We start from the raw sequence: 26,558 nt of genomic DNA, 5'->3' as shown, positions 1-26,558 counted from the left end.
GCCCTGGCGGCCCGGTCAGCGGCGCACGCTCAGCCGCCCTCCGTCGGCCAGCTCCCGGGGCGGGTGCACCACCACCTCGACGCCGGCCTCAAGGCCCGAGTGGACCCGGGTCAGACGGGCACCGCGTTCGCCGATGGTCACCGGCTGCAACCGCGCCCGGCCCTGCTCGACCACGAAGACCGCCCAGCCGTCGTCGTGGCGGAACAGGGCGCTGGTCGGCACGCGGAGCACATCCTCCGCCGACCAGAGCACGAAGACCGCGTTGACCCGGTAGCCATCGCCAAGGCGCGCCCACGCCTGCCGGGGCGAGGCGAGATCGGCGATGACCCGCACCCGCCGCTCCTCCACGCCGAGGGCGGTGATGTACTCGAAGCCGTAGGGCTCCACCCGGCGGACCACGGCCTCCAGGGGCTCGGCCTCGCCCCAGCGTTCCAGGCGCACCGGCATGCCGGGGGCGATGCGCACCGCATCCGCCGAGCGCACCTCGACCTCCACCTCCAGCCGGCTGAGATCGGCCAGTTCCAGGATCGGATCACCGGGCTGCACCACCCGGGCGCTCTCGAAGTGGCGCTGGAGGATCACGCCGTCGATGGGGGCACGCAGACGGATCGGCTCGGCAGCGCCGGCGTCCAGGGCCTCCTCCCCCTCCCAGCGCAGAACCGCCTGGGCCTGATCCCGCTGGGCCTCGGCGCTGGCCACCCGGAACTGCGCCGAGCGCCAGGCCGCCTGGGTCTGCCGGCGCTCGGCGTCGGCCCGCTCCACGCTCCGCTCCGAGACCGCCCCCTCCTCGCCCAGGGTCGCTAGACGGCGGTACTCATCGGCCGCCGATTCCGCCGTCGCCCGGGCCGCCTCGGCCTCCTCGCGGGCCGCCTCCAGCGCCGAGCGCGCGGCCTCCAGCTGGGCCCGGGCCTGCTCCCGGGCCCGCGCGTCGAGCACCGGGACGGCCATCGGGTCGAGGGTGGCGAGGACCTGCCCGGCCTCGACCCGATCCCCGGGCTCGGGAGTGACCCGCCGGGCCTGGGCCGTTGCCGGGGCGGAGAGGAGATAGCGATCGGCCACGCGGGTCTTGCCCTCCTCCTCCAGGGTGACCTCCAGGGCGCCGCGGCTGACCGCCTCGGTATCCACGAGGATCGGCGCCGGCCGCATCACCAGGACCAGCAGGCCGATGACCGCGACCCCGGCCAGGGTCCATGCGATGACCGATTTCCAGCGTGGCTGCATCCCTACTCCCTCGATTTCAGGGCCTCGACCATGTCCAGGCGATCCAGCCGGCGCCGCACCACCCAGGCCGAGAGAGCGGCGACGCCGAGCAGGACCAGGGTAGCCAACGCCATGCCGGCCACCGACGGGATCATGGGGACCCGGTAGAGCTCCGACTCCGCCGCCTGGACGATGATGGCGTAGAGGTAGTGGCCGATCACGAACCCGATGGGCAGGGCGGCGGCGATCAGCACCGCCTGCTCGCCGAGGAGCAGATAGGCGATCTCGCGCCGGGTGAAGCCGAGCACCCGCAGGCTGGCCAGCTCGCGCCCGCGCTCGGCCAGTGCGATCCGGGCGTTGTTGTAGACGACCCCGAAGGCGATGGCACCGGCGAGCAGCGTGGTCATCGCCGCGGTGGCCATCATCGTGCCGGCCACGTTCTCCTCGAAGTTGCGCATGGCGGCATCGGCCTCGGTGGCCCCGGCCACCCGCGGGCGGCGGTCGAGCTCGCGCAGCAGGGGGCCGCGCTCCTGCCCGGCAAGACCCAGCCAGGCCCCGGAGATCGCCTCGCCCTCGCCGAGGAGCCGATTGAGTGCGTCCAGCTCCATGTAGACCGACACCCCCAGGTACTCGGCGATCACCCCGCTGACCGGGACCTCCAGCGTCTGCTGCCGCCCCTCGAGCACGCGGATCTCCAGCGTATCCCCGGGCCCGACCTGCAGCTGTTCGGCCAGGTAATCCGTCAGCAGCACCCCCTCCCCCGGCAGCGGCACCGTACGCAGGTCGGTATCGAGCAGCCGCCGCAGGTCCGCATCCGGCTCCAGGCCCAGCACCGCCATGCGGTGGCTGCGGTGTCCGAAGGCGACCTCCGCCGCCACCTGGCGAAACGGCTCGGCGCGATCGACACCGGGCAACCCGGCAAGCTCGTGGATCACCTTGCGCGAGGTCGGCTCGTAGAAGGAGACCGTCACGTCATCGCGCTGAACCAGGTTGAACTGGACGTCGATCATGGTGTTGAGCGCGTTGCGCTGATACGGGCCGATCATCAGGATCGCCACGGCCAGGGCGATCCCCACGGTGGCCAGCCCGGCGCGCAGGGGACGGCGCTCGAGACCGCGCAGGATCATCCGCGTCGGCTGGCTGAACCAGCGCTGCAGCCCAAGGCGCTCGATCAGTGTAGGCCGATAGGTCGGCGGCGGCTCCGGGCGCATCGCCTCGGCCGGCGGCAGGCGGGCGGCACGGCGGACCGCCAGCCACGTCCCGAGCAGCGCCGAGAGCGTGGTCACCGCCGCGGCGATGGCGACCACCGGCGGCTGGAGCCGAAACTCGAGGAAGGGGAAGCGGAAGAAGCCGGCGTAGATCTCGGCCAGCTGCACCCCCAGCCAGTACCCCGCGGCCACGCCGGCGAGCACCCCGAGCACGACGATGAGCAGCACCAGCCGGACGTAGTGCCCGGCGATGGCCAGCCGCGAGTAGCCGAAGGCCTTCAGGGCGCCGATGATCTCGCGCTGCGTGGCCACCAAGCGGCTGACCACCACATTGAGCAGGAAGGCGGCCACACCGAGGAAGATCGCCGGGATCACGTAGGCCAGGTTGGCCAGCTGGGTCAGCTCGTCCTCGAGCAGAGCGTGGGAGAGCTGATCCCCCCGGTCGTGGGCGCCGCGCCCGCCCCAGGGCTCCAGTAGGCGGTCCACGGCCTCGATGACGTCACCGGGCCGGGCGCCGTGCTGCAGGGTGAGAAGCAGGTCGTTGAAGGCCCCGTCCATGTCGTAGGCCGCGGCCAGGGCCCGGCGATTCATCCACAGGATGCCGTAGCGCTCGTAGTCGGGGAGGATCTCGCCCGGGCGGATCTGGTAGATGAACTCCGGCGATACCGCCACGCCGACCACCTCCAGGCGCTGGTAGCGGCCGCGGATGATCGCCGCCAGATCATCGCCGGGACGCAGCCCATGGGCCTCGGCGAAGGCGTCACTGACCACCACCTCGGCCTCGCGGTCCGGCTCCGGCAGCCGCCCCTGGCGCAGGTGGAGGCGGTTCATGTCCGGCTGCCGACCCTCGGGCAGCGAGAGGATGCGCCCGGTCACCGGGTTGTCGTAGCCGGGGACGTCCAGGTTGGCCGCGGTGACCACGCGGTCCTCCACGCGCTGGACGCCGTCGATCCGTTCGATCTCCGTCACCAGGCCCCGGGGGGCCCGCTCGGCGCTAGCGAAGAGATCGGCGAAGCGGTACTCCTGGTAGAAGGCGTCGCGGGTCTCGGTCAGGGCAAAGAGCGCGGTGAGGAACATCATCAGCGTCGCCACGCCGCCGGCGATGACCACGGCGATGGCGATCACCTGCCCGCGCAGGGTCACCAGCTCGCGCAGCAGCTTGCGGGTGAGCGCGCTCACCAGACCAGCTCCGCCGCCCGGCGCCGCTGGTCATTGATGTGCACCGAGTCGATCAGCCCGTCCTTGAAGTCCACTACCCGGTGGGCCATGGAGGCGATGTCCGCGTTGTGGGTGATCAGCGCGGTGGTAGTGCCCAGCTCCGCATTGATGCGCTCGAGGACCTCGAGCACCGCCACCCCGGTCTTCGAGTCCAGGGCGCCGGTGGGCTCGTCGCAGAGCAGGACCTGGGGGCGCTTGGCCACGGCGCGGGCGATGGCCACCCGCTGCTGCTCGCCGCCGGAGAGCTGCGAGGGGAAGTGGTCCAGTCGGCTGCCCAGCCCGACCAGCGCCAGCGCCTCCTCGGGGGGCATGGGGTCGCGGGCGATCTCGGTGACGATGGCCACGTTCTCGCGGGCGGTCAGACTGGGGATCAGGTTGTAGAACTGGAAGACGAAGCCGACGAAGTGGCGGCGAAAGGCGGTCAGCTCCGCCTCCCCGGCCCGGGTGAGATCGCGCCCCTGGACGATGACACGACCGCTGGTGGGCGTATCGAGCCCGCCGAGGATGTTGAGTAGGGTCGACTTGCCACTGCCCGAGGGCCCGAGCAGCACCACCAGCTCCCCGGCGTAGAGGACCAGGTCCACCCCGCGCAGGGCGTGCACGGCCACCTCGCCCATGCGATAGACCTTGGTGATGCCCTCGGCGCGGAAGACTTCCTGGGCGGGCAACGGGGCGCCTCACGATGACCGGGCAGCGGTTCCCCCTATTCTAGGCGGTCCGCGGCGGCCACGGCCGATGCCCGGGGCATGGCCCCCCGTGGCGCTCAGTCGCCGCGCCGGCGCCGATCCGCCCGAAGCCGGGCGGCGGCGAGGCTGGAGAGCAACGGGATGGCGCCGAGGGCCACCAGCGAGGCGATCATCCCGGTGCTCATCAGCTCCGCCGGGGTGTGGACCGCCTCCAGCTGCGCGCCGGCATTGGTGAGGATGGCCACGCCCGGGAACATCCCCAGCAGGCTGACCCAGAAGTAGGTCCGCGCCGGCATCCGCGTCAGCGCGAAGAGCGCGTTGATCAAGAAGGTAGGAAACGGCTCGGCGATGCGCAGCAAAAACAGCGCGCTCGGACCGTGGTCGGCACAGTGGCGGTCGACGCGCCGCAGCGCTTCCGGGAATCGGCGGCGTACCGCGTCGTGGAGGGCGTAGCGGGTGAGCAGGAAGATCGCCAGCGCGCCGGTGCTCACCGCCACCAGGACCAGCGCCAGACCGGCCCAGAAGCCGAACATCACCCCACCGGCGACGGTCAGCACCCCGCTTCCGGGGACTGAGACCACCGAGAAGAGAAAGCGCAGCGACAGGAAGACGAGCGCCGCCTGCACCGGCTGCGACTCGGCCACCTGCCGCAGCTGTTGCAGCTGGCCGTGCACCCACGCCCACTCCGGCGCGCTGCCGGCCAGCAAGGCGCCGAGCAGGGTCAGCACCAGGGCCGCGAGCGCGGCGCGGGCACCGAGGGTCGTCCAGCTGAGAGTGGCTCCGCTCACGTCGTTTCCGGTGGCCGATGGAGATAGAGCGCGGTGCGGTCGAAGGTCGGCATCCCGTGCCGGCAGCTCCCGGCCGCCTTCTCGCCGTCCGGCGCAGCCCCGTACTGGCCCTCCAGCCCGGGCCGCGGCAGGCGAAAGAGGATACGGGCCGGCGCACGCTGGCGGCGGATGTTGGCAAGGATCGACGTCCGCGGGCAAGCCTGCAGGGCGATCAGCGCCACATCCACCTCGGGCAGGGCGTCGGCCGCCGCATCGGCACAGAGGACCCGGACGCGCCCCGGTCCCTCACCGAGGAGGCCCAGGTGCGCCACCACCGACTGTGCCCCGGCCACGGCGGCGGCGGAGTGATCCACGGCGATCACCCGAGCCCCGCCCAGACGCGCGGCCAGCACCGCAGTGAACGGCAGCGCCCCGCAGCCTACATGCAGCAGCCGCTCGCCGGGCACGACCCCGGCCAGGCGCAGCTCCCGGGCCACCAGCCGGCGGTACGGCCAGGCGTAGAGGTGGAAGAGGAGCGGCCAGCGCGCGCTCCAGCGCTCCAGGGCGGCGACGCCGGGGGCGATCAGCCGCACGGCACGCCGCCTGCGGGCACGAAGACGCGGGCCCCGTCGGCCTCGGCGGCGACCAGCCGCTGGCCGTACAGCGCCTCCAGCGCCTCGGTGACGAGCATCACCTCGGCGGGCCCCCAGCAGGCATCGCCGTTGGGGTAGAGCAGCAGGATGTGGGTACACCAGCGCGCCGCCAGGTTGATGTCGTGCAGGCAGAGGAAGACACCGCGCCCTTCCCGCGCCTGGCCGGCCAGCAGATCCATGACGGCCACCTGATGGCGCAGGTCCAGGTGGTTGGTGGGCTCGTCGGCCAGCCAGACCGCCGGGTCCTGGGCCAGCACGGTAGCCATCGCCAGGCGCTGACGCTCGCCGCCGGAGAGGGTGCTGACCAGCCGCTCCTCGAGCCCGCCGAGCTCCAGCCGCTCCAGCGCCTGCCGGGCGCAGGCCAGATCCTCGGCGGTCTCCAGATCCCACGGCGTCAGGTAGGGGTGGCGACCGATGAGCGCGGTCTCCAGCACCGAGGCCGGGAAGCCGTCGTGGCGCTCCTGGAAGACCACCCCCAGGCGCCGGGCCAGCGCCTTGCGCCGCCAGCGGCGCAGGCTGGCGCCGTCGAGCTCGACCGCACCGGCACGGGGCGCGCGCAGCCCGGCCAGGGTGTGCAGCAGCGTCGTCTTGCCCGCGCCGTTGGGCCCGAGCACGCCCCAGATCTCCCCGGGCTCGATGGTGAGGTTGAGCGGATAGCCATCGGGCCGCTCGGGGATGTCGATGATCAGATCCTGGGCCTGGAGCATGCTTCCCCCCTAACGACTGCGGTGCAGCAGGTAGAGGAACAGCGGCACGCCGAGCATCGCCGTGATCACGCCCACCGGAAGCTGCTCCGGGGCGATGAGCGTGCGCGCGAAGACATCGGCCAGCGCCAGCAGCGCCCCGCCGGCCAGCGCCGCGGCGGGCAGGATCAGCCGCTGGTCGTTGCCCAGCACCAGGCGCAGCATGTGCGGGACCACCAGCCCGACGAAGCCGATGCTCCCGGCAGTGGTCACGGCGACGGCAGTGAGCACGCTGGCCGCCACATAGACCGCCCACTCCAATGGCCGCACGGCGACGCCGAGCGCCGCCGCCTGCAGAGGCCCGCGGGCGAGGACGTTGAGGCTGCGCCCGAGCGGCAGCGCCACCAACACGGCCACGGCCAGGGCGGCCAAGGCGAGCCACGGGCTGCGGGCGTAGGCCAGATCGCCCATGAGCCAGTAGAGCATGCCGGGCAGCTGCTCGGTGGGCCCGACGGCGAGCATGAAGGTGACAAGCGCCCCCCAGCCGGAGGCCACCACCACGCCGGTGAGCAGCAGCCGGGTCGGCGTCCAGCTGCCGGTGCCGTGGGCCAGGCCGAAGACCAGCAGGGTCGAGAAGAGCGCCCCGACGAAGGCCGCCCCGGAGACCAGGGCCATGCCCAGCCCGAGGAGCATCGCCGCCAGGGCGCCCACGGCGGCCCCGCCAGAGAGCCCGAGCACGTAGGGATCGGCCAGCGGGTTGCGCAGCAGCACCTGCATCAGCGCCCCAGCCACGGCCAGCAGCCCGCCGACGGCGAAAGCGGCCAGGGCTCGCGGCAGGCGCAGCTCCAGGACCAGGGTCTGGTGCAGCGGCTCGCCGCTGCCGGCCAGGACCGCGAGGACTTCGCCCGGGGTCAGGGGCACGCTGCCGATGGCCACCGCCGTGGCCACCGCCAGCAGTGCTGCCAGCGCCAGCACGCCCAGGGGCAAAAGGAAGCGCACCGGCGATCCAACCCCACTCGACTGGGCCAGCGCCCCGCCCTCCTCGCTCACGGCGCCGGAGCGGCCCCGCTGATCGGCTGTGCGCCCAATCCCCATCAGCGATTGCGCCGGGCCTGCTCGAGCTTGTCACACAGCGCCCGCGTCCCCTCGAGGATGCGCGGCGTCGGGCGCTGGATCGTCGAGGGCTGGACGAAGAAGAGGTTGTCCCTGGCGGTGGCCTCCAGGACGTCGTAGCGCCGCCACTCGTCCAGCCAGGCGTCGTCGGCCTCGCCCATCCCGCCGGCGACAATCGCCTCCGGGTCGGCCTCGAGGACGGACTCGGTATCCAGCCGCGGGGTCAGGCTGCCGAGATCGCCGAAGACGTTCTCGCCGCCGCAGATGCGGATCGACTCACTGATGATCTGCTCGTCGTTGATGGTCATCACCGGGTCCGGCCAGATCTGGTAAAAGACGCGCACCGGGTCGCGGCCGGCGTACTCGGCCTCGAGTTCCGTCACCGCGTCACGGAAACGGGCCGCCTCGGCCTCCGCGGTCTCCTCGCTGCCGGCCAGGGCCCCGAGCCGTTCCAGGGAGGTGGCGATCTCCTCAAGCTGCCGGGGATCGCTGCGGTAGAGCGGCACGCCCAGCGACTCGATGCGTTCGAGCTGGCTGCTGGAGTTGCCGCTGGTCCAGCCGATGACCAGATCCGGCTCATGGGCGAGGATCGACTCCATATCGAGCCGGTCGTAGCTGCCCACCCGAGGCAGATCGGCGGCCTCCTCCGGGTAGTCGGCGTGGCTGACCGCAGCCACCACATGATCGCCGGCGCCGGCGGCGAAGAGCAGCTCCGTCGCCCCAGGCGACAGCGCCACAATCCGCTGCGCCGGGGCCTCCAGGCAGACCTCGTGGCCAGCGTCGTCCTCCACACAGCGCTCGCCGGCGTGCACCGGCGCCCACGCCGCCAGCGACACCAGGAACCCGGCTGCGATGCCCCCTAGCGCGGCTCGGGCCCCGGCGGGGCGTCCTCGAAGACCTCGGCCCCGACGAGTCGCGCTTCCAGGCTGGCCAGCACCACTTCCTCGTGAGCCTCGTGCGGGTACAACACCCAGTGGCCCTGACCGTCCGAGCGGTAGAGTTCCAGGCTCCCGATCTCCGGGTCGATGAGCAGATACTCCCGCAGCGAGGGGAGCTTGCGGTAGGCGGCAAACTTGGCGCCCCGGTCGTAGGCCGCCGTGGAGGGGGACAGCACCTCCACCACGAGGCACGGCGCCTCCTTGTGTTCGGAGCGCTGATGATCGGTCGGATCGCAGGTGACCAGCACATCCGGATAGAAGAAGGCGTCGGCCGCCTCCACCCGGACCCTCATGTCGGCCATGAACGTACGGCATGGCCCCCCGCGCAGCTGCTGGCGCAGCGCGCTGGCCACATTGAGCGTCACGGTCACGTGCCGGTCCGAAGCCCCACCCACGGCGAAGATCTCTCCCGCCACAAACTCGTGCTTGAGGGGCTGCTCCGCCTCCCAGGCAAGGTACGCCTCGGCGGTCATCCCGGTTGGCTGCGGATCGGCCATGGCTGGAACCTCGGGATACACAGTCATCGCCAGTGTACCAGTGCCGCCACGCCTGCCCGACGCTCTTCAGCCGGCAGAGCCGCACCGCCAGCCGGCGCACCACGCACCCTGCTGCCATCACGTGTGTCCACCCTACCGTCGCGCCCACCATCGACACTTTACGCGCTCTCATCCGCCGCCCGCTGACCGGCCGGGCGCCAGAGCACCTCGCCGCCGTTCTCGTAGCGGGAGAGGACCCGGGCGACGACGAAGAGCAGGTCGGAGAGGCGGTTGAGGTAGGCCATGGACTCGGGCCGCACCGCCTCGTGGTGGCTCAGGGCCACGACCTTGCGTTCCGCACGCCGGCAAACCGCCCGGGCGACGTGGCAATCCGCCGTGGCCCGGCCGCCACCGGGGAGGATGAACTCCTTGAGATACGGCAGCGAGTCATTGAAGTAGGACAGCGCCGCATCCAGGCGATCCACGGCCCCCTCGGGGAACGCCTTGTGGCCGGGCACGGCCAGCTCGGCGCCCAGGTCGAAGAGCTCGTGCTGGACCTGTGCCAGCACCGGGGCCACGTCCTCGGGCAGCTCGTGGGCCAGCAGGCGCCCCAGGAAGCTGTTGAGCTCATCCACCTCGCCGAAGGCCTCGACGCGGTGGCTGTCCTTGTCCACCCGCGACCCGTCACCGAGGCCCGTGCGGCCCTCATCACCGGTGCAGGTGGCGATCTTGGAAAGTCGGTTTCCCATGGTTTCCTTCCTACTCCTCTAGCGGGGCGGGGCACCCGCACAGTAACGCGCCCGGTGCCCTGCGGCACCCTACGCCCCGTGCGGGTGCGCCGCGAATCGGGGTCTGCGTCGATGCATTCCCTCTATCGACACGCCCCGGTTAGTGCTGATTGAAGTGCAGAGAGACGAAGACCGCCCGGCCCGGTTGGTTGTAGCCATCCGCGGTCTCGTAGTCCTTGTCCAGGGCGTTTTCCAGCGTCCCGCGCAGGGTCCACTCCGGGGTGATGGCGTAGCTGGTGCGCAGGTTCAGGAGGCCGTAGCCGGAGACCCTTTCCCCACGATCAAAACTCCGGCCACGTGCAATGCCGGTCGCGCCAACTGAGAAGTCGCCAAGCTGTCGATCCAAGTCCAGGCGGAGTGACTCGTTGGGGCGCCGGGCAAGCTCGTCACCCGTCTCCCGGTCTTCGTGATCGAGGTAGGTGAAGGCGCCGGAGATCTGCCATTCCTGCCAGTGGGCACCCGCCTCCAGCTCGGCGCCGCGGATGCGGGCCTCATTGACGTTGACAGGAGGCCACCCCGAGATCAGATCGTCGATATCAGTCTGAAAAACGGCGAGATCCCAGTAAGAGTATCGGCCTGCCTGGCGAGCCCCGATTTCAAAGGACTCCGAGGTCTCCGGCTCCAGATCCGGATTGCCAAAACCCGGGAAATAGAGATCGTTAAACGTCGGCGCCTTGAAGGCTGTCCCATAACTCGAACGGAGCCGGAGTCGATCCGTCACATCGACCCCCCAGGCGACCTGACCGGTCACGTTGTCGCCGTAGGCCTCGTTGTCGTCGTAGCGCAGACTACTGCCGAGATCATGGCGGCTCAAGTCCAGCTCCAGCTGGGTATAGGCGCCGGCGTTGTAGCGACTGGTCTCGTCATAATCTTCGGCGGTGTCGACTTCCTCATCTCGCCAGTCCCCGCCGAAGGCCCAGACGTGCCCGGCGCCCCAATACAGCTCGTTCCGCCAACTCACCTCATGGCGCTCGGTGTAATACCAGTACTCACCGCCACTACTGTCGAAGGTATCCTGCTCGTCCTTCGCCTGGGAGACCGCCAGCTCGCTAAACCATCGGTCGGTTAGGTCCCCGCGGACACCGCCACGGAGAGCCTGGAAGACGTGGTCTGTCCAGTCCTCTTCACCATCGTTCGCATCGAATTCGGTCTCGCCTTGCGAGCGCATGCCCGTCGCGAAGAGTTCAGCACCACCGTTCAACCGATGGCTGAAACGGCCGCTGAAGCTGGTATTTTCAAAGCCGTCCGGGTCTTCATCCCCCGTTTCGTCGAGAACGTTGATTCCGTCCGTCTCGTAGTGGCTGGCCGAGAGCGCGTAGCGGCTCGCCGCGGTCCCGCCGGAGACGCCCACGCCGAATTCATGGGTATTGAATGAGCCGGCGCCGCCGAAGGCGCGGAAGCGCGGCGGCCCCTCCTCCCCCTCGCGGGTGAAGATCTGCACCACGCCGCCGATGGCATCGGCGCCGTAGACACTGGTTCTCGGCCCACGCACCACCTCGATGCGGTCGATCTCGGCCGGGGGCAGATACTGCCACGCTGCCCCGCCAAGTGTTGCCGAATTCATCGGCACCCCATCGACCAGCAGCAGGGTGTGGTCCGGGTTGGTGCCGCGCATGAAAAGACTGGTGTTTTTCCCGAAGGGACCGTTCGTCGTCAGGCTCGTCCCCGCCCGCCCCTGCAGCAGGTCCGAGACCTGCCGCGGCTGCTGGCGGTCGATCTCGTCGCGGTCAATCACGGAGACGGAGGACAGGGATTCGTCGACGGTCTGGGTCATTCGGGTTGGCGTGACCACGAGGGGGGCAAGTTGCGCCGACTCGCCGTCGGTATCGGCCATGGCCGGGACGCTGCTCACGATCAGGCCGGCCGCCACGCCCGCGGCGACCCGGCTGGTGGTGTTGCTGGACATATTTTCCTCCCTTCCGCGCGCCACCCGCACGCGCGTCGGTTCGGTTCCACCGCAGGGAGGAGGACAGAAATGGGGGGAGGGATCGCGCTTGCGCCCGGCAAACGGAGGCCTGCCCCGGTCTGCCGCCTCCCGCGGCACCTGGGTTCCCTCAGGCCGGTCTCCGGGCTCGTGGGTGGGGTCGGTGACCCCGGGCGAATCGCCTTCCCGCAGGGCCCGCCGCCGAACGACGGCGCCTTGCAGTGGCTTTGTGATCCGCCCCCCACCTACCGTTGCGGGGGCAGCGCCGGACTCGCCGCTAGGTGCGGCTGAACCGGTCTTCCCGTTTCACCCCGCCGCTGCTCGCGCGGGGCACCTGAGGAGCTTGGTACTCTAGGCAGCCTGGGCCCCGCCGTCAAACCGCCGCACCCCGACGTCCAAAGGAGACGTGATGCACCGCCACCGACTGGCACAGACCACTGCCCCGGCCCGCCATGGCGCCTGAGCCGCTGCGTGTCCTGCTCCTTGGCGGTACCGGCGAGGCGCTGGCACTGGGCCAGGCGCTGGAGCAGGAGCCCGGGATCGCCGCGGTCTATTCGGTGGCCGGGGTGACTCGCCGCCCCCGCCTGCCCCGCTTGCCGGTCCGTCGCGGCGGATTCGGGGGCGTTGCCGGACTGGCCGGGTACCTGCGCCAGCACGGTGTGCACTGCCTGGTCGATGCCACCCACCCCTTCGCCGCCGGCATATCGGCCAACGCGGCGGCGGCCGCCCGGCAAACGGGGACAACCCTGCTGGCAGTGCGTCGACCAGCGTGGCAACCGGGGCCGGACGAGCAGTGGCACCGGGTGGCCGATATGGCCGCCGCCGCCCAAGCGCTGGGTCCGCAGCCGGGCCGGGTGCTGCTGACCATCGGCAATCAGGAGGTCCCGGCCTTCTGCGCCGCGCCCCACCACCACTACTGGATCCGCTGCCTGGAGCCGCCGGAGCGGGTGCCGCCCGGAGCCCGGATCCTCTTCCAGCGCGGGCCGTTCCACTACGCCGACGAGTGCCACCTGCTCCGCGAGCACGGCATCGACACCCTGGTCACCAAGAACGCCGGCGGGGCCGCCACCCGCAGCAAACTCGATGCGGCCCGGGACTGCGGAGTCCGCATCGTGATCGTCGAGCGCCCGCCGGACCCGCCGGAGGCGGAGGTGGCCATCGACGTCGAGCAGGCGCTGGCGTGGCTTCGCCAAAAGCGGCAGGCCTGACAACCATCACTCTTTCCATGGATGAGTGGACGTTTACAGATCCAGGGGCGGCTGCTAACGTCCTTCGCGCTATTGGGTGCCCGCCGAGGACGCTGCGCCTCGCGGGTTAAACGGGAAGACCGGTCCAGCCGCACCCAGCGGCGAGTCCGGCGCTGCCCCCGCAACGGTAGGTGGGGGGCGGATCACTAGGCCACTGCAAGGCAACGTCGTTCTGCGGCGGGCCCTGCGGGAAGGCGATCTGCCCGGGGTCATCGACCCCACCCACAAGCCCGGAGACCGGCCCATGGCCAACCGGAAGACCGCGGGAGGCGGCGTGCCGGGACCGGGTTCCAGTGCTCACGGCGATTAGCCATTAGCCGTGCCAGGCTGCACGCAACTCGATCCCCGATTCGCTGACTCCCCGCGGTAGGCATTCACGAGCAATCGCGCACGGGCGGTGCGTGAAGGAGTCAGCATGGCTAAAGGAAAGCCCGTCACTCGGGCGTTGATGAGCGCCGCAGCGCTGCCCCTGATGGCAGCCCCCCAGGTCCACGCCACCGAAGAGGCCCCCACCCTCCTGCCCGACCTGACGGTCACTGCAGCCACGCGCACCGAGCGCCAGGTCGAACATACCCCAGCGGCGACGGAGATCCTTACGGCGGAGCAGCTCCAGCGCAGCGGTGCTGCCACACTCGGGGAGGCGCTGCGGTCGGAGTCCAGCATCTCGGTCGCGGCGGACGGAAGCAGCACCTCCATTCGAGGTGGGAACCGCAGTGAGACACTCTACCTCGTTGATGGTCGAAGACTTCTCGTACACACCAGAAATGTCTTGGACCGCATCCCTGTCAGTCATGTCGAGCGCATCGAGATCGTCAAAGGACCAGGAAGCGCCACTTACGGCTCTGATGCCTTGGCTGGCGTGATCAATGTCATTACTCGCCGTCCCGAACCGGGTCTGGAAGGAGGTGTAGAACTACAGACCGGCGCTCCGACAGATGCCGATGGCGGCGAGCGGCACCAAGGGGCTGCCTACCTGGGCGGCGGCACGCAGGATACGCGCTTCAGGCTCTTCGCTGATGCCGTGGAGCAGAGGGCGCACTCAGAGGAAACCACCTCCCGACCAACTGTGAATGGCGATGCTGTATCCCCTCAGACCTTTGATCGGGACCTCCGCCCTTCGGCCGACGTTTACAACCTCCGTGCCGGCCTCACCCACTGGTTCACAGAGGATTTCCATATCGACCTGGAAGCCGCGTTCATGCGCGAGGAGCGCCAAGAGCGCTACGTCCACAGGCCGCCAACGGAAACCGGGGATGGAGGTACCGCAAGGCAATTTGCCGTCGAGCAAACCTCAGAGACCCAGCGGCGTGACTTGGCAGCCAAAGCGGAGTGGCTACCCACCGAAACCCTTCAGTTGCGCTACCAGATCTACGAGAGTCGACGGGAGATGGAGCGGGCCAACGCATTCCTTGATCCTGAGGCCTTCGGATTTGACTCTGCCGAAGACAGCGAGTTCGCGCCGCGAGAGCCGAAGAACATCCTACGTGTCAATGAGTTGAAGGCACAGTGGCAACCTATGAGTCGCCACACAGTGACAACCGGATTCGAACACCAGCAGCAGGTTGATAAAAACCGCGTTCCTGACGACGAGCCTCGCGAGGAACAGTGGATCGCAAGCCCCTTCGTGCAGCATGACTGGCAGATCACGGACCGCCTTCAGCTGATCTACGGCGCGCGTCACGACGAGACCTCGGAAGACGACAGCGGCACTTCCCTTCAGGCCGGCGCCGAGTACCGCCTCGCCCCGTCGGCCAGGCTGCGAGCCCATTACGCGGAAGGGTTCAAAATGCCGGACCTGAGGCAATTGCATATTGACGCACGGAACCCCCGGGGGGACCGCGTCCTCGGCGCACATGTCACCGAACCCAGCGTGGACAAGGAGCCCCATGAACTCGCCGCGGAAAGCAGCCGCAACTTCGAGGTCGGCATCGCGGGCGACCTGGATCTACAAGGGGATATCACAGCGTTCTACGACGTTGGACTCTTCTACACCGAGTACGACGACCGCATCTCCCAGGTTCCCGAGACAAATCAGTACAGAACATTCAGAAACGTCGAGGACGCTCGGACCCAGGGAACCGAACTCCAGTTCGGCGTCGCCTTCGACCCGCAACTGGAGCTGAGCCTGGCGGCCACCTACCTCGACGCCATCGACCGCGACAGTCGGGAGACCCTTCCCGATACCCCTGAATGGACGGCGGTGGCGAAGGCCTTGTGGACCCCGACGGACCCACTGGAGCTCCAGCTGCGGACCCGTTACGTGGATGAGGTCCGCGCTCGGGACGACTGGGACAGCGCCTACACCCTCACGAGCCTCGACGTCGGCTATGCGCCCGCGGCCTGGGATGGGCTCAGGCTCCAGGGCGGTATCGAGAATCTGCTCGATGAGGGCAACGACTCCTCCCTACGAGCCGACCCGGGGCGCTTCGCCCGTGCGGGGGTGCGGTATGATTTCTAGCTATGAGTCAGGATGCCTCCCAGCCGGCTGATCCCAAGGCCGGCACCGCCCTGCGCCGCGGCTGGACCACCGGCGCCTGCGCCGCCGCCGCGGCGCGGGCGGCCTTCTCGGGGCTGGTCAGCGGCGCCTTCCCCGATCCGGTCACCGTCCGGCTGCCGCGGGAGCGCGCCCCGGCCTTCGCCCTGGCCGCTCAGGCCTGCGGCGACGGCTGGGCGCGGGCCGGCGTCATCAAGGACGCCGGCGACGACCCGGACGTCACCCACGGCGCCCTGGTCTCGGTGACCGCACGCCCCGGCACACCGGGCGGCGGGGTGCGGCTGCGCGCCGGCCCCGGCGTGGGCACGGTGCGCCGCAGCGGTCTGCCCGTCGCCGCCGGCGAGCCGGCGATCAACCCTGGTCCGCGGGGCTACATCGAGCAGGGCATCCGCGAGGCGGCGGCCGAGCTGTCGGTGCCGGCCGACGTCACCCTGGAGGTCGCCATCGAAGACGGGGAACGCCTGGCGGCGCAGACCCTCAACCCGCGATTGGGGATCGAGGGCGGACTGTCGGTGCTCGGCACCACCGGGGTGCTGGTGCCCTTCTCCTGCGCCGCCTGGATCGACGCCATCCAGCGCGGCATCGACGTGGCCCGGGCCGCCGGGCTCGGGCATGTGGCCGGGAGCACCGGACGCACCTCGGAGCAGGCGGTGCAGGCCTACCACGGGCTCCCGGACGAGGCGCTGATCGACATGGGCGATTTCGTGGGCGGGATGGTCAAGTACCTGCGCCGGCACCCGGTACCGCGGATCACCATCGCCGGCGGCCTGGCCAAGATCACCAAGCTCGCCCAGGGCTTTCTCGATGTGCATTCGCGCCGCGGGCAGGCCGATCTGACGGCGCTGGCCGAGACCGCTGCACAACTCGGCGCGGATGCCGCCTGCCAGGAGGGCATCGCCACCGCCAACACGGTCGCCGAGGCCTTTGACCTCGCGCAGGCCGCTGATCTCCCGCTGGGCGACGCGGTGGCGCGGGAGGCGCAGCGCACCGCCCTGGCCCTGGTGGATCCGGCAGCCAGCGAGGTGGAGGTGCTGATCTTCGATCGCCGCGGCCAGCCCGTGGGCCGGGCCGGCTGGGCACGGCACTGAGACCTACCAGCGGCGGGCCGCTGCCTCGGCCTCGGCATTGGTCGGCCGCGCGATCAGGCCGCCCCGGGTGACCGCCACCCGGTACTCGGCGCCGTCGGCCATGGGCAGGTAGGTGGCGCTGCCGTAGGTGGCGTCCACCCAGGGGAGACGATCGCCGTGGCGCTGACCCAGCAACCAGGGGTCGATACCCCGCTGCGGCGGGGCCAGGGGGTGCACGGTACGCAGCGCGGTGCGCTCGGCCTCGGGGTCGGCGTAACGACCACTGATCCGCTCCAGCCGGTAGCGGGTCTCCAGACCGAGCACCGTCGCGAAGCCACTCCAGCGCAGCACGCGGGCATCCACCTGCCACTGATCGCCGGCCAGCGGCACGGTCACATGCCGCCCGTCCGGGTAGATCAGCCGCGCCACATAGCGCTGTCCGGCCACCTCCTGGAAGCGCAGCGCCAGCACCGGGCGCTCCCGCTCCAGCCGCTCATAGGCCAGCAAACCCAGCCCGAGGGCGCCGGCGGTTCCCAGCCCGCCGAGCAGGATCAGCCCGGCGGCGAGCACGGACACCCCGCGGAGTAGGCGACCGCGCAGCAGCGCCCACCCACCCGTGACGGCCAACCCCAGGGCGAGGACCAGCAGCACCGCCGCCGCCATCAGCACCGCCCAACCGGCCCCGCTGATCTGAGCTGCCGTTTCAAGCCCCCCGTGCATGCGGCCTCCCGCGCCAACGCGCGACGCTGTACCCTGTGCGGGATGATACGCTGTACGATTGCGTATATGGTGTCCGGAGCGCTCGGCCGGGGCCGTCTCAGCCGGGCTCGCGGTGTAAGCGCGCACCCTGTTCCGCGCAATCAGTCGTTTGATACAAAGTAGCCGATGAACTAATCGGGAGGTCCGGTATGGAAGCGTTTGATCCAATCCTGCTACTTGTCGTCGGTGCCGTGGTCGGTGCCGCTGTGGGTGCCTACGTCGGGCGCGCCTCTTCGCCCAACACCCAGGAGATCCGCGACGCCGAGAGCGTGGCCCGCCGCAACCGCGAGGAAGTGCGCAACGTCCGCAGCGAGGTGGACCAGCACTTCGAGCAGACCGCCCAGATCATGGGCGAGGTCACCAAGGCGTACCGTCGCCTCTACGAGCACATGGCCACCAGCTCCCAGCGTCTGGCGCCCCGCCGCACGCAGGACCTGGTCAAGTCCCTGGGTGACCAGCGCCTGCTGTCCCAGGACGTGGTCGAGCAGTCCGCCCGGCGCATGAGCGAGATGAAGGCCAAGGAGCAGCGTGAGGCCCAGGCGCGCCGCCAGATCAGCCAGGAGCGTTCCGAGCGCTCTTCCGGCGACCGCTCCGCCAGCAGCAGCAGTGGCGGCAGCAGCCGCAGCGCCGGCAGCAGTCGGAGCAGCGGTTCCTCCGAGTCGGCCATCGGCTCCTCCAGCCGCTCCTCCGAGTCCGCCATCGGCCGTCGCCCGACGCGCAGCCGCTCCACCACCTCTTCCTCCCGGTCCCGCAGCAGTGCCCCGGAGCGTACCCGGAGCACGGCCACCGAGGAGCGCAGCAGCAGCAGCGGTGAGAAGCGGCGTCGGCGCCCGAGCATCTTCAGCTGAAGAGCTGCCCGGGGACGTGAACGGTCCACCGACCGTTCATGGCGATACGGACCCCGGGGCCTGCCGGCCCCGGGGTTTTTTTGACCCATCGACCAATCCTGATTGGTTCCAGTTCTTATCTCTTTCGGGATATAGCACCCCGACGCTGCGCCTCCATCCTTGGTGAAAGACCAGACATTTTGTCGCACCCAAGGAGTGAGGAGGCTGACCATGCTGGACACCCTGAAGACCGCCTGGACACCGGCCGTTGCCTGGGAGCACCTGCTCGGCGCCGAGCGGCTGTTCATCCTGGATGTGCGCAACCCCGACGAGTTCGAGCGCTGGCGCGTCGAGGGCCCGCACGACACCCCGACTATCAACGTCCCCTACTTCGAGCTGCTCGACCTCGATGAGGACGCCGACGACGTGGACGCGGCCGTGCTGCGCGGCATCCGGGCGCAGCTGTCCGACCGGTTACCCACCGACCACACCATCCTGACGGTCTGCGGCGAGGGGCACACCTCGGAGCACCTGGCCCACGGCCTGCGCGAACTCGGCTACCCGGCCCTGAACCTGGAGGGCGGCATGGAGGCCTGGGGCGATTTCTACTACCACCGGGTAGTGGGCAACCACGAGCGCTACACCGTCTACCAGGTGATCCGCCCGGCCCGTGGCGACCTGAGCCACGTGATCATCAGCGACGGTGAGGCCGCTGTCATCGACCCCAATCGCCACGTGGACGTCTACGAGGAGCTGATCCATGCGCGGGGAGCCCGCATCACCCAGGTCCTCGACACCCACGCCCACGCCGACCACATCAGCGGCGGCCCGGAACTGGCCCGTCGCCACCGGGTCCCCTACCACCTGCATCCCTACGACGCCATCCACCCGATGGACATGCTGCCGGCCCGCATCGACTTCGCACCGCTGTATGCCGATCAGTCGGTGCGCGTCGGGGCGATCACGCTGCGCGCCCTGCACGTCCCCGGCCACACCCTGGGCATGGTGGCTTTCCTAGTCGACGAACAGTACCTGGTCTCGGGGGACAGCATCTTCCTGGAGTCCATCGCCCGCCCCGACTTGGGCGGCGCCGCCGAGGCTTGGACGCCACTCTTCCATGACTCCCTGCAGCGGCTGCTGGCCCTGCCCGAGGACACCGTGGTCCTGCCCGGCCACGCCACCGACCCCAGCGTCGCCGATACCCGGGGCCGTTTCTGCGCCGAACTCGGTCCCCTGCGCCGCAGCAATCCGGGGCTGCGACAGGTGGATGCCGGCCTGGAGCCGTTCCGCAGCTATATCCTCGGCAGCCTGCCCCACTTTCCCAAGGCGTATATCGAGATCAAGCGGGTCAACATCGGCCTCGTCCAGCCCGACGAAGCAGAGGCCCGGCGCCTGGAAGTGGGCAAGAACGTCTGCGCCCTGAGTGAGGCCGCGGCCGCCTGATAGCGGCCCGGCCCGCGGTACCCCGTTGGAGATATTTGCATGACACATGCGCGCGTCATGATGGATGGCGCACCAGCCAAGACCAGCAGGGGACCCCGCGATGGACCACTACCCGATCTTCCTCAAGCTCCACGGCCGCAACTGTCTGGTGATCGGCGGCAATGAGACCGCCGCCCGCAAGGCCGAGGATCTGCTCGACAGCGGGGCGACCGTCACTCTGGTTGCCCGCGAACTCGGCGGGGACTGTGAGGAACTGCTGCAGCGCCATCCCGACCGGGCCCACCATCGGGCCGAGGACTACCGCCCCGGCATGGAAGAAGGGGCGGCGCTGGTGCTCAACGCCGCCAACCACGAGGCCACCGACCAGCTGGTCTACCGCCGATGCTGCGAATGGGGCATACCCGTCAACACCGTCGATCGGCCGGAGTACTGCAGCTACATCACCCCGGCGGTGGTGGACCGCTCCCCGCTGCAGGTGGCGATCACCAGCGGTGGCGCCGCGCCAGTGCTGGCCCGTCAGGTACGCAGCCAGATGGAGACCCTGCTGCCCACCGCCTACGGGCGGCTGGCCGCCCTTGCTGGCCGCCTGCGGGAGCGCGTAGCTGCCGCCCTCCCCACCGGGCGGCAGCGCCTGCGGTTCTGGGAACAGGTCTTCGAAGGCCCGGCGGCGGAGTCCATGCTCGCGGGTCGGGAGCGGGAGGCCGAACAGGCAATGCTCGAGCTGCTGCGCCAGGAACAGGCCCGCAGTGACGGGCGCGGCGAGGTCTACCTGGTGGGTGCCGGCCCAGGCGACCCCGACCTGCTCACCTTCCGCGCCCTGCGCCTGATGCAGCGTGCCGACGTAGTGCTCCACGACCACCTGGCGGCGCCCGCGCTGCTGCGCCTGGTGCGCAAGGACGCCGAGCGGATCCCCGTCGGCAAGCGCCGTGGCCGGCACACGCTGCCCCAGGAGGCGATCAACGACAAGCTCATCGAGTTGGCCGCTGCCGGCAAGCGGGTGCTGCGCCTCAAGGGCGGGGACCCGTTCATCTTCGGCCGCGGCGGCGAGGAGATCGAGGGGCTGATCGAGCACGGCATCCCGTTCCAGGTGGTGCCGGCGGTGAGCGCCGCCCAGGGTGCTGCGGCCTACGCCGGCATCCCCCTGACCCACCGGGATCACGCCCAGAGCTGCCGCTTCCTGACCGGGCACCGCCGCCACGGCGCCCTGGAACTCTCCCAGTGGGCCCCGTTCCGCCGCGACGAGACGCTGGTGGTCTACATGGGGCTCACCCATCTGGAGACGGTCTGCGCCCAGCTTCAGTCGGGCGGCCTGCCGCCGGACCAGCCCGCCGCAGTGATCGATCAGGCCACCACCCCGGCACAGCGTGTGATCACCGCCCCGCTCGGCGAGTTGCCCGGACAGGTGCGCAATGCGCGGCTCCAGGGCCCGGCGCTGATCGTCGTCGGCCCAACCGTGACGCTCCAGCCGCAACTGGGGTGGTACCACAGCTCACCCAACGCCGAGCCGGCCTTCCCGGAGCACGGCTGCCTGAACAGCGAACCGCGCCCCGTCCGCCGTCGCGTCCCGGCGGATACCGAACAGGCCTAAGCGGCCGTCCACCTCCTGCGCAATAACCGAGACCCGGGCCGAGCTGGCCCGGGCCTCGGCGGTTTAAGGCGGGGCGGCGCAGAGACCCCGCCGGGGCTTGCGCGCCTTACAGCCGCGCCTCGTGGTAATAGAGACGCACCGCGTGGCGGGCCTCGGCGAAGACCAGCCAGCGTTCGATGAGCGCGCCGAGCAGCGCCACCGCCACCGCCGCGTAGGCCCACACCGCCCCGGCCCCAAGGGCCACGGCGCTCAACGCGGCGATGGGGAAGGCGAACGTTGCGGCCAGTGCCAACCCACGGTAGACCTGCGCGCGCCCCTCGGGCAGGGGGTACTGGAACTCCCAGGTCAGGAAGTTGCCGGCGGTGTGACCGGCGTCGACCAGGCGCACCGGGGCGCTCAGCCCCAAGGCCGTCGTCTTGCTGGAACTGCCGGGACGGCGGTTCCACAGGTACCAGGCCGACTTGGTCACTGCGGCCACCGCCAGCAGCGCCACCCCCATGGCCGCCGCCGGGGCCGGATCGGCGCCGAAGAAACCGCGCACGGCGGCGAGCACGGCGGCGCCCAACCCCAGACCGATGAGCAGGTAGTTTACCGGGGTCAGCCCCTGGCTCCACTCGCGGATGGCGCGGACACAGGCGTAGATCATGCCCGTCGCCACGACCGTGGCCAGGGCCAGCACCGCCGTCAGCCCGGCGAACACGAGGGTCACGGCGTTGTGCTCCAGCCCGAGCAGGAAGTAGGGCCCGAAGTAGAGCAGGGCCACCGGGTAGAAGAGCACGGCGAGCACCGCCTCGCGGGACAGCCAGGAGGTCCGGAAGCGAGCGAAAGAACGCCAGGCATTGCGCGGATTGGCGAGGTGACCGGCGGACGACATCAGGCCGATGGTGATGAGCACGGCACCGATGGCGACCGCGGCCAGCAGCTCTCGCTGCCCGACCGCGCCACCAAGGGCGAGGATATCGGTCAGGGCGAACAGGGCGACGAAGCCGTAGCCGGCACCGGAGAGCACCGTGAAGAAGACAACGGACCAGGCGGGATGCATGGGTGAATCCTCCCTCAGCGGTGAACGACGCGGTTGGGCCAGTGCTGGACGCTGGCCGGATCGGTGCCCTGCCCCGGGGACGTACCGGTCGTTTCGGGCAGCGGACGGCTGGCTTCGGGCGGGCGCACCGGCAGGTAGTGGTTGACCGGCTGGCACCCCATCTCCGGGAGCATCACGAAGCCCCGCCGCTCGCGCACCAGCTGGCTGACCCGCGAGTCGGGGTCGTCGAGATCGCCGAAGTGCCGTGCCCGGGCCGGACAGGAGAGCACACAGGCGGGCTGGCGCTCGGCCTCGGGGAGGCGGTCGTCGTAGATCCGGTCGATGCACAGCGTGCACTTCTTCATGGTGCCGCTGGCGTGATCGAGTTCGCGGCAGCCGTAAGGGCACGCCCAGGCGCAGTAGTTGCAGCCCATGCACTTGGCCTCGTCGACCAGCACGATCCCGTCGGCGTCACGCTTGTAGGACGCGCCTGTGGGACAGACATCCACGCAGGGCGGCTCATCGCAGTGCATGCAGGAGACCGGCACGTTGACGGTCTTGCTGTTCGGGTACGTCCCTTCCTCGTAATGACGCACGCGGTTGAGCATGACCCCGCTGGGGGATCCACCGTAGGGGTGGTAATCGGTCAGCGGACCGACCGTCCCCGAGGTGTTCCACTGCTTGCACGCCACCACGCAGGCGTGACAGCCGACGCAGGTATCGAGATCGATGACCAGTCCCAGTCTCATCAACGCCCCCGGCTCAGAATGTCGCGCATGGAGCGGTGCAGGCGCACCGCCTGGTGGGTTGCGTAGCGCATGAGCCTCATCGGCCCGTTGTCGACGCCCGGCGGCGGGATCAGATCGGTGAACTGCGGTTGCGAGATCCCGCCCTCCCCGGGTGCCGCCCTGTGGATGCGCACCTGCAGGTCGTACCAGGCCGCCTGCCCGGTGATCGGATCGGAGTTGCTCAGCGGCTTCTCGTCATCCCGGCGTGGCAGGCGGTCATCGATCAGGTGGTTGAGGAGGAACCCCCGGCTGGCCTCCGGCCCGCCGGGCTCCAACCCCCAGGCCCCGGAGCGCTTGCCCACCGCATTCCAGGTCCAGACGGTATCCGCCTGCACGCCCTCGACCAGCTGCAGCGGCACGCAGATGCGCCCGTTGTGCGACTCGACCCAGACCCAGTCGCCATCGCTAAGGCCCAGGGCCTCGCCGCGTGCGCGGTTCATGTAGAGGACGTTCTCGGCCATGATCTGGCGCAGCCAGGCATTCTGGCTGTCCCAGGCGTGGTAGTGGGTCATCGGCCGCTGGGTGATGGCGTGGAAGGTATACCCCTGCCCCTCGACGCGGCTCTGTTCCAGCGGCGCGTAGTGGAAGGGCAGCGGATCACAGTAGGTGCGCACCCGCTCGCGATCCACGGCATCCTGGGGTTGCGGCCCGTCGTAGAGCCCCTCGGCGGCGAGTCGAAAGCGCTGCAGGGGCTCGGCGTAGACGCTCATGACCATCGGCTCCGCGGAGCCGTTGATCCCGGCCGCCTCGGCCCACTCCAGGTAGCCCTTGTTGGCGAACTTGTAGAACTGATGCGAGAGCGGCAACTCGTACTGGAAGAAACCGCCGTTCTCGATGTAGTGCTCCCACTGCCGGGGGTTGGGCTCGCCGCGCAGCGGCTTGCTGCCGTCCTCGCCCCGCCAGCCGGCCAGGAACCCGACCCCCGGCGCCTTCTCGAAGCGGACGATGAAGTCCTCATAGCCGCTGTACTTCGGACTGCCGTCCTCGTTGGTGAACGCCGGCAGCCCCAGGCGGGCGCCGAGTTCGATCATCACCTCCTGCCAAGGACGTGCCTCGCCCTCCGGCTCCAGGATCGGCTGACGGATGGCGTCCGCCGGCCCCTCGGCGGTGGAGATCGGCCGGTCGAGCATGGAGATGCAGTCGTGGCGCTCCAAGTAGGTGGTATCCGGGAGCACCAGATCCGCGTACTGCACGGTCTCGGAGTGGAAGGCGTCCACCACCACCAGGTAGGGGATGCGGTACGCGCCGGATTCGTCCCGGGCGCGCAGCATGTCCTGGATACTGGTGGTGTTCATGGTGGAATTCCAGGCCATGTTGGCCATGAACAGCATCAGGGTGTCGATGGGGTACGGATCCCCGTCGTGGGCGTTGCTGATGACCGTGTGCATCTTGCCGTGGGGCGAGACCGGCGCCTCCCAGGAGAACGCCTTGTCGATGCGCAGCGGCCGGCCCTCGCCGTCGATGACCAGATCCTCGGGCGCCACCGGGAAACCCAGCGGCGAGGCCGCCAGCGGAGTATCCGGTGCGGTCTCCCGGGCGGGACGCAGCGGTGGCGGGATCGGCTTCGGGTACGGGGGCTTGGCCCGATGCCCACCGGGGCAATCCACCGAGCCGAGCAGCAGCTGCAGCAGGTGCAGCGCACGGGCCGCCTGGAAGCCGTTGGAGTGGGCTGAGACCCCCCGCATGGCGTGCATGGAGACCGGGCGGCCGATGAACCGGTCGTGCCGGCGTCCAGCCCAGTCGGTCCACTCGCACTCGATCTCGATGGTTTCCTGGAAGGCCACGTGGGCCATCTCGGCGGCCAGGCGCTCGATGGTCTCCGCCGGCACGCCGCAGACCTCGGCGGCCCGCTCCGGGGCGTACTGTGCGTCCAGGTAGCGCTCGGCGAGCAGCGTCATGGCCGTTTTCACCGGCCGCCCGTCAGGCGCCGTCCAGGCACCGAAGAGCGCCGGCGCAATCCCGGCCTGCGTGCCATCGACGAACGCCTCCTGCTGCAGATCCCGGACCAGCGGCGCGCCCTGCTCATCGCGCAGGAACAGCCCATCCCCGGCCTGCCCCGGGGTCTGAACCACCAGGTAGGGGGCGTTGGTGTAGCGGATGAGATAGTCCTGGTCGAACTGCCCGTCGCGCAGCAGGCAGTGGATCAGCGACATGGCGAGCATGCCGTCCGTGCCCGGACGGATGGGCACCCACTCGTCGGCGACGGCCTGGTAGCCGGTGCGCACCGGATTGATGGCGACGAAGCGCCCGCCGCGGCGCTTGAGGGTGTCGATGCCGAGCTTGAAGGGGTTGGAGGCGTGATCCTCGGCGGTGCCCCAGAGCAGGAAGTAGCGGGTCCGCTCGAAGTCCGGATCACCGAACTCCCAGAAGGCGTGCCCCAGGGTGTAGAGCCCCGCAGCGGCCATGTTCACGGAGCAGAAGCCGCCGTGGGCCGCCCAGTTGATGGTGCCGAACTGCGTGGCCCAGAGCCCGGTCAGCGCCTGCATCTGATCACGACCGGTGAAGTAGGCGAGCTTCTTCGGGTCTTCGGCGCGGATCCGGCGCAGCCGCTCGGTGAGCTCATCCAGGGCCTCGTCCCAGGAGATCTCCTCGAAGGCGCCTTCGCCGCGCTCCGTGCCCGGTTTGCGACGCAGCGGGCGGCGGAGTTTCGCCCTGGAGTTCTGCTTCATGATGCCGGCGTTGCCCTTGGCACAGAGCACGCCGCGGTTGACCGGGTGATCCGGGTTGCCCTGGATGAAGCGAACCTGGCCGTCCTCCAGGGTGACCTGAATACCGCAGCGGCAAGCGCACATGTAGCAGGTGGTGTAGCGGACTTCCTGGCGGTCCCGAGGCTCAAGACGAGCGGGGTCGTCCGCCACCTCGGCTTGCGGGGTGACGCGCATGGCTGCCTCCATGGCCGGCTTGCGGGTGTGGGATCGGGGCGGGGCCGCCAACCGGGGCCGGCCCCGCAGCCGGCTCAAGCGCGCTTGAGCCGGAAGTGGTAGGTCCCGTCCTCTTCCTTCTGCTCGAGTAGCTCGTGCCCCGTCTGCTTGCTGAAGGACTCGAAGTCCTTCACCGATCCCGGATCGGTGGCCATGACGTAGAGCACCTCGCCGGTGTTCATGGTGGCCAGGGTCTTCTTGGCCTTGAGAATAGGCAGCGGGCAATTCAGCCCGGTGGCATCGAGGGATTGATCAAACTCCGCCATATCCGGTGCTCCTCAGTTGGACGCCACGATGTTGTCGGTACGACCCTCCAGGCCGTCGGCGTAACCCGCTTCATAGCGGTCATTGACGCGCTGCTCTTCACGCTTGGGGTTCTGCAGATAGCCGCCGATCCAACCGGCCATGTAGTCGGCATCGACCCCCTGTTCCTCCATCCGCCGGACGGCGTTGTAGTACTCCCGGTTCATCACCGCCTCTCCCCGCTGTCGTTGTGCGACGCTACGTTTCGCTGAAGAATGCCCATGTCCTGATATATGCAACAACCTGCCAAAGGGGAGACCGCACACGGGGCATCTATCCCCGAGGGGGTATTGCGACCAGCCCTCCGCCGCGCCGCCGCACGCCCCTCCCCAAAAGGGAATAGGCCGGCGCCCCGGCTGTCACCCACCAATGGGTATTCCGCCACTGCGCACGCGGTCCTACGTTTGATTTTGATCGATCGCAATTAAACCAACGAACGCAACCGA

23 protein-coding genes and 2 riboswitches are annotated in these 26,558 nt (G+C 69.8%); of the genes, 6 read left to right on the top strand and 17 right to left on the bottom strand.

The features are described from left to right. Positions 1 to 15: 15 nt before the first annotated feature. From LRG07_RS04290 to LRG07_RS04240, 11 genes are all read right to left on the bottom strand, one after another. Positions 16 to 1,221 carry an efflux RND transporter periplasmic adaptor subunit gene (locus tag LRG07_RS04290; RefSeq protein ID WP_238641862.1) on the bottom strand — a complete coding sequence of 402 codons (1,206 nt, stop codon included), beginning with the start codon at positions 1,219 to 1,221 and terminating at the stop codon, positions 16 to 18. Positions 1,222 to 1,223: 2 nt separating this feature from the next. After that, complete coding sequence (locus tag LRG07_RS04285; RefSeq protein ID WP_238641861.1) at positions 1,224 to 3,587, bottom strand: FtsX-like permease family protein; 2,364 nt, start codon at positions 3,585 to 3,587, stop codon at positions 1,224 to 1,226. Continuing rightward, complete coding sequence (locus LRG07_RS04280; protein ID WP_370641494.1) at positions 3,584 to 4,243, bottom strand: ABC transporter ATP-binding protein; 660 nt, start codon at positions 4,241 to 4,243, stop codon at positions 3,584 to 3,586. The genes LRG07_RS04285 and LRG07_RS04280 overlap by 4 nt, the downstream gene beginning before the upstream one ends. A gap of 146 nt (positions 4,244 to 4,389) precedes the next feature. Then, positions 4,390 to 5,100, bottom strand: a complete 711-nt coding sequence (locus LRG07_RS04275; protein WP_238636650.1) for a VTT domain-containing protein — start codon at positions 5,098 to 5,100, stop codon at positions 4,390 to 4,392. Continuing rightward, positions 5,097 to 5,672: a methyltransferase domain-containing protein gene (locus LRG07_RS04270; RefSeq protein ID WP_238636649.1), complete on the bottom strand. Its 576-nt coding sequence runs from the start codon at positions 5,670 to 5,672 to the stop codon at positions 5,097 to 5,099. The genes LRG07_RS04275 and LRG07_RS04270 overlap by 4 nt, the downstream gene beginning before the upstream one ends. Next, complete coding sequence (locus LRG07_RS04265) at positions 5,663 to 6,439, bottom strand: ABC transporter ATP-binding protein (RefSeq protein ID WP_238636648.1); 777 nt, start codon at positions 6,437 to 6,439, stop codon at positions 5,663 to 5,665. Before LRG07_RS04265 ends, LRG07_RS04270 begins: the two co-directional genes overlap by 10 nt. 9 nt (positions 6,440 to 6,448) lie before the next feature. Beyond that, the gene (locus LRG07_RS04260; protein WP_238636647.1) at positions 6,449 to 7,510 is read right to left on the bottom strand and encodes an iron ABC transporter permease; all 1,062 of its coding nucleotides are present in this window, start codon (positions 7,508 to 7,510) and stop codon (positions 6,449 to 6,451) included. Then, positions 7,510 to 8,364: a cobalamin-binding protein gene (locus LRG07_RS04255; RefSeq protein WP_238641860.1), complete on the bottom strand. Its 855-nt coding sequence runs from the start codon at positions 8,362 to 8,364 to the stop codon at positions 7,510 to 7,512. The genes LRG07_RS04260 and LRG07_RS04255 overlap by 1 nt, the downstream gene beginning before the upstream one ends. A 23-nt stretch (positions 8,365 to 8,387) precedes the next feature. Then, complete coding sequence (locus LRG07_RS04250) at positions 8,388 to 8,963, bottom strand: Uma2 family endonuclease (RefSeq protein ID WP_238641889.1); 576 nt, start codon at positions 8,961 to 8,963, stop codon at positions 8,388 to 8,390. A 158-nt stretch (positions 8,964 to 9,121) separates the two neighbouring features. Next, positions 9,122 to 9,691, bottom strand: coding sequence for a cob(I)yrinic acid a,c-diamide adenosyltransferase (locus tag LRG07_RS04245; RefSeq protein ID WP_201171870.1), 570 nt, complete (start codon positions 9,689 to 9,691; stop codon positions 9,122 to 9,124). A 139-nt stretch (positions 9,692 to 9,830) separates the two neighbouring features. Then, on the bottom strand, positions 9,831 to 11,636 hold the full coding sequence (locus LRG07_RS04240) for a TonB-dependent receptor domain-containing protein (RefSeq protein ID WP_238641859.1): 1,806 nt from the start codon (positions 11,634 to 11,636) through the stop codon (positions 9,831 to 9,833). A gap of 133 nt (positions 11,637 to 11,769) precedes the next feature. Continuing rightward, positions 11,770 to 12,007, bottom strand: a riboswitch (cobalamin riboswitch). Positions 12,008 to 12,106: 99 nt separating this feature from the next. Here LRG07_RS04240 and LRG07_RS04235 point away from each other — a divergent pair. From LRG07_RS04235 to LRG07_RS04225, 3 genes are all read left to right on the top strand, one after another. Continuing rightward, positions 12,107 to 12,862 carry a cobalt-precorrin-6A reductase gene (locus LRG07_RS04235; protein ID WP_238641858.1) on the top strand — a complete coding sequence of 252 codons (756 nt, stop codon included), beginning with the start codon at positions 12,107 to 12,109 and terminating at the stop codon, positions 12,860 to 12,862. A 57-nt stretch (positions 12,863 to 12,919) separates the two neighbouring features. Continuing rightward, positions 12,920 to 13,162: riboswitch (cobalamin riboswitch) on the top strand. A gap of 154 nt (positions 13,163 to 13,316) precedes the next feature. Continuing rightward, positions 13,317 to 15,359: a TonB-dependent siderophore receptor gene (locus LRG07_RS04230; protein ID WP_238641857.1), complete on the top strand. Its 2,043-nt coding sequence runs from the start codon at positions 13,317 to 13,319 to the stop codon at positions 15,357 to 15,359. 2 nt (positions 15,360 to 15,361) lie between these two features. After that, positions 15,362 to 16,483 (top strand): cobalt-precorrin-5B (C(1))-methyltransferase, encoded by a 1,122-nt coding sequence (locus LRG07_RS04225; protein WP_201242240.1) that lies wholly within the window; start codon positions 15,362 to 15,364, stop codon positions 16,481 to 16,483. A 3-nt stretch (positions 16,484 to 16,486) separates the two neighbouring features. Here LRG07_RS04225 and LRG07_RS04220 read toward each other — a convergent pair whose 3' ends face one another. Beyond that, positions 16,487 to 17,182 carry a hypothetical protein gene (locus LRG07_RS04220; RefSeq protein ID WP_238641856.1) on the bottom strand — a complete coding sequence of 232 codons (696 nt, stop codon included), beginning with the start codon at positions 17,180 to 17,182 and terminating at the stop codon, positions 16,487 to 16,489. A 188-nt stretch (positions 17,183 to 17,370) separates the two neighbouring features. Here LRG07_RS04220 and LRG07_RS04215 point away from each other — a divergent pair, with 188 nt between their 5' ends. From LRG07_RS04215 to cysG, 3 genes are all read left to right on the top strand, one after another. Then, positions 17,371 to 18,069 (top strand): ZapG family protein, encoded by a 699-nt coding sequence (locus tag LRG07_RS04215; protein ID WP_238635563.1) that lies wholly within the window; start codon positions 17,371 to 17,373, stop codon positions 18,067 to 18,069. Between the two features lie 210 nt (positions 18,070 to 18,279). Continuing rightward, a complete protein-coding gene (locus LRG07_RS04210; RefSeq protein WP_238641855.1) occupies positions 18,280 to 19,491 on the top strand; it encodes an MBL fold metallo-hydrolase in 1,212 nt (403 codons plus the stop codon). A 100-nt stretch (positions 19,492 to 19,591) separates the two neighbouring features. Beyond that, positions 19,592 to 21,079, top strand: a complete 1,488-nt coding sequence (gene cysG / locus LRG07_RS04205) for a siroheme synthase CysG (RefSeq protein ID WP_201171891.1) — start codon at positions 19,592 to 19,594, stop codon at positions 21,077 to 21,079. Positions 21,080 to 21,185: 106 nt separating this feature from the next. On the opposite strand, the gene LRG07_RS04200 is transcribed toward cysG, so the two are convergent. The 5 genes from LRG07_RS04200 to LRG07_RS04180 form a co-directional block, all read right to left on the bottom strand. Next, positions 21,186 to 22,121: a DmsC/YnfH family molybdoenzyme membrane anchor subunit gene (locus LRG07_RS04200; RefSeq protein WP_238632774.1), complete on the bottom strand. Its 936-nt coding sequence runs from the start codon at positions 22,119 to 22,121 to the stop codon at positions 21,186 to 21,188. Positions 22,122 to 22,135: 14 nt separating this feature from the next. Next, positions 22,136 to 22,849 carry a 4Fe-4S dicluster domain-containing protein gene (locus tag LRG07_RS04195; protein WP_201171899.1) on the bottom strand — a complete coding sequence of 238 codons (714 nt, stop codon included), beginning with the start codon at positions 22,847 to 22,849 and terminating at the stop codon, positions 22,136 to 22,138. Then, positions 22,849 to 25,770 carry a molybdopterin oxidoreductase family protein gene (locus LRG07_RS04190; protein ID WP_255772238.1) on the bottom strand — a complete coding sequence of 974 codons (2,922 nt, stop codon included), beginning with the start codon at positions 25,768 to 25,770 and terminating at the stop codon, positions 22,849 to 22,851. Before LRG07_RS04190 ends, LRG07_RS04195 begins: the two co-directional genes overlap by 1 nt. Before the next feature lie 74 nt (positions 25,771 to 25,844). Continuing rightward, on the bottom strand, positions 25,845 to 26,075 hold the full coding sequence (locus LRG07_RS04185) for a sulfurtransferase TusA family protein (RefSeq protein ID WP_201171901.1): 231 nt from the start codon (positions 26,073 to 26,075) through the stop codon (positions 25,845 to 25,847). Positions 26,076 to 26,087: 12 nt separating this feature from the next. Continuing rightward, complete coding sequence (locus LRG07_RS04180; protein ID WP_201171903.1) at positions 26,088 to 26,279, bottom strand: hypothetical protein; 192 nt, start codon at positions 26,277 to 26,279, stop codon at positions 26,088 to 26,090. Positions 26,280 to 26,558 lie beyond the last annotated feature (279 nt).

Origin of the sequence: Halorhodospira sp. 9622, from assembly GCF_022228025.1 — a bacterium.
GTDB lineage: Bacteria > Pseudomonadota > Gammaproteobacteria > Nitrococcales > Halorhodospiraceae > Halorhodospira > Halorhodospira halophila_A.
The sequence above is the reverse complement of the archived record's forward strand: the minus strand, read 5'-3'. Positions and strand labels throughout refer to the sequence as shown.

Coding starts and splice junctions, on each gene's coding strand:
- LRG07_RS04225 (WP_201242240.1), top strand. CDS start 15,362: ATGAGTCAGGATGCCTCCCAGCCGGCTGATCCCAAGGCCGGCACCGCC.
- LRG07_RS04260 (WP_238636647.1), bottom strand. CDS start 7,510: ATGGGGATTGGGCGCACAGCCGATCAGCGGGGCCGCTCCGGCGCCGTG.
- LRG07_RS04200 (WP_238632774.1), bottom strand. CDS start 22,121: ATGCATCCCGCCTGGTCCGTTGTCTTCTTCACGGTGCTCTCCGGTGCC.
- LRG07_RS04235 (WP_238641858.1), top strand. CDS start 12,107: ATGGCGCCTGAGCCGCTGCGTGTCCTGCTCCTTGGCGGTACCGGCGAG.
- LRG07_RS04245 (WP_201171870.1), bottom strand. CDS start 9,691: ATGGGAAACCGACTTTCCAAGATCGCCACCTGCACCGGTGATGAGGGC.
- LRG07_RS04185 (WP_201171901.1), bottom strand. CDS start 26,075: ATGGCGGAGTTTGATCAATCCCTCGATGCCACCGGGCTGAATTGCCCG.
- LRG07_RS04195 (WP_201171899.1), bottom strand. CDS start 22,849: ATGAGACTGGGACTGGTCATCGATCTCGATACCTGCGTCGGCTGTCAC.
- LRG07_RS04215 (WP_238635563.1), top strand. CDS start 17,371: ATGGAAGCGTTTGATCCAATCCTGCTACTTGTCGTCGGTGCCGTGGTC.
- LRG07_RS04240 (WP_238641859.1), bottom strand. CDS start 11,636: ATGTCCAGCAACACCACCAGCCGGGTCGCCGCGGGCGTGGCGGCCGGC.
- LRG07_RS04250 (WP_238641889.1), bottom strand. CDS start 8,963: ATGGCCGATCCGCAGCCAACCGGGATGACCGCCGAGGCGTACCTTGCC.
- LRG07_RS04290 (WP_238641862.1), bottom strand. CDS start 1,221: ATGCAGCCACGCTGGAAATCGGTCATCGCATGGACCCTGGCCGGGGTC.
- LRG07_RS04180 (WP_201171903.1), bottom strand. CDS start 26,279: ATGAACCGGGAGTACTACAACGCCGTCCGGCGGATGGAGGAACAGGGG.
- LRG07_RS04220 (WP_238641856.1), bottom strand. CDS start 17,182: ATGCACGGGGGGCTTGAAACGGCAGCTCAGATCAGCGGGGCCGGTTGG.
- cysG (WP_201171891.1), top strand. CDS start 19,592: ATGGACCACTACCCGATCTTCCTCAAGCTCCACGGCCGCAACTGTCTG.
- LRG07_RS04190 (WP_255772238.1), bottom strand. CDS start 25,770: ATGCGCGTCACCCCGCAAGCCGAGGTGGCGGACGACCCCGCTCGTCTT.
- LRG07_RS04265 (WP_238636648.1), bottom strand. CDS start 6,439: ATGCTCCAGGCCCAGGATCTGATCATCGACATCCCCGAGCGGCCCGAT.
- LRG07_RS04210 (WP_238641855.1), top strand. CDS start 18,280: ATGCTGGACACCCTGAAGACCGCCTGGACACCGGCCGTTGCCTGGGAG.
- LRG07_RS04280 (WP_370641494.1), bottom strand. CDS start 4,243: ATGGGCGAGGTGGCCGTGCACGCCCTGCGCGGGGTGGACCTGGTCCTC.
- LRG07_RS04230 (WP_238641857.1), top strand. CDS start 13,317: ATGGCTAAAGGAAAGCCCGTCACTCGGGCGTTGATGAGCGCCGCAGCG.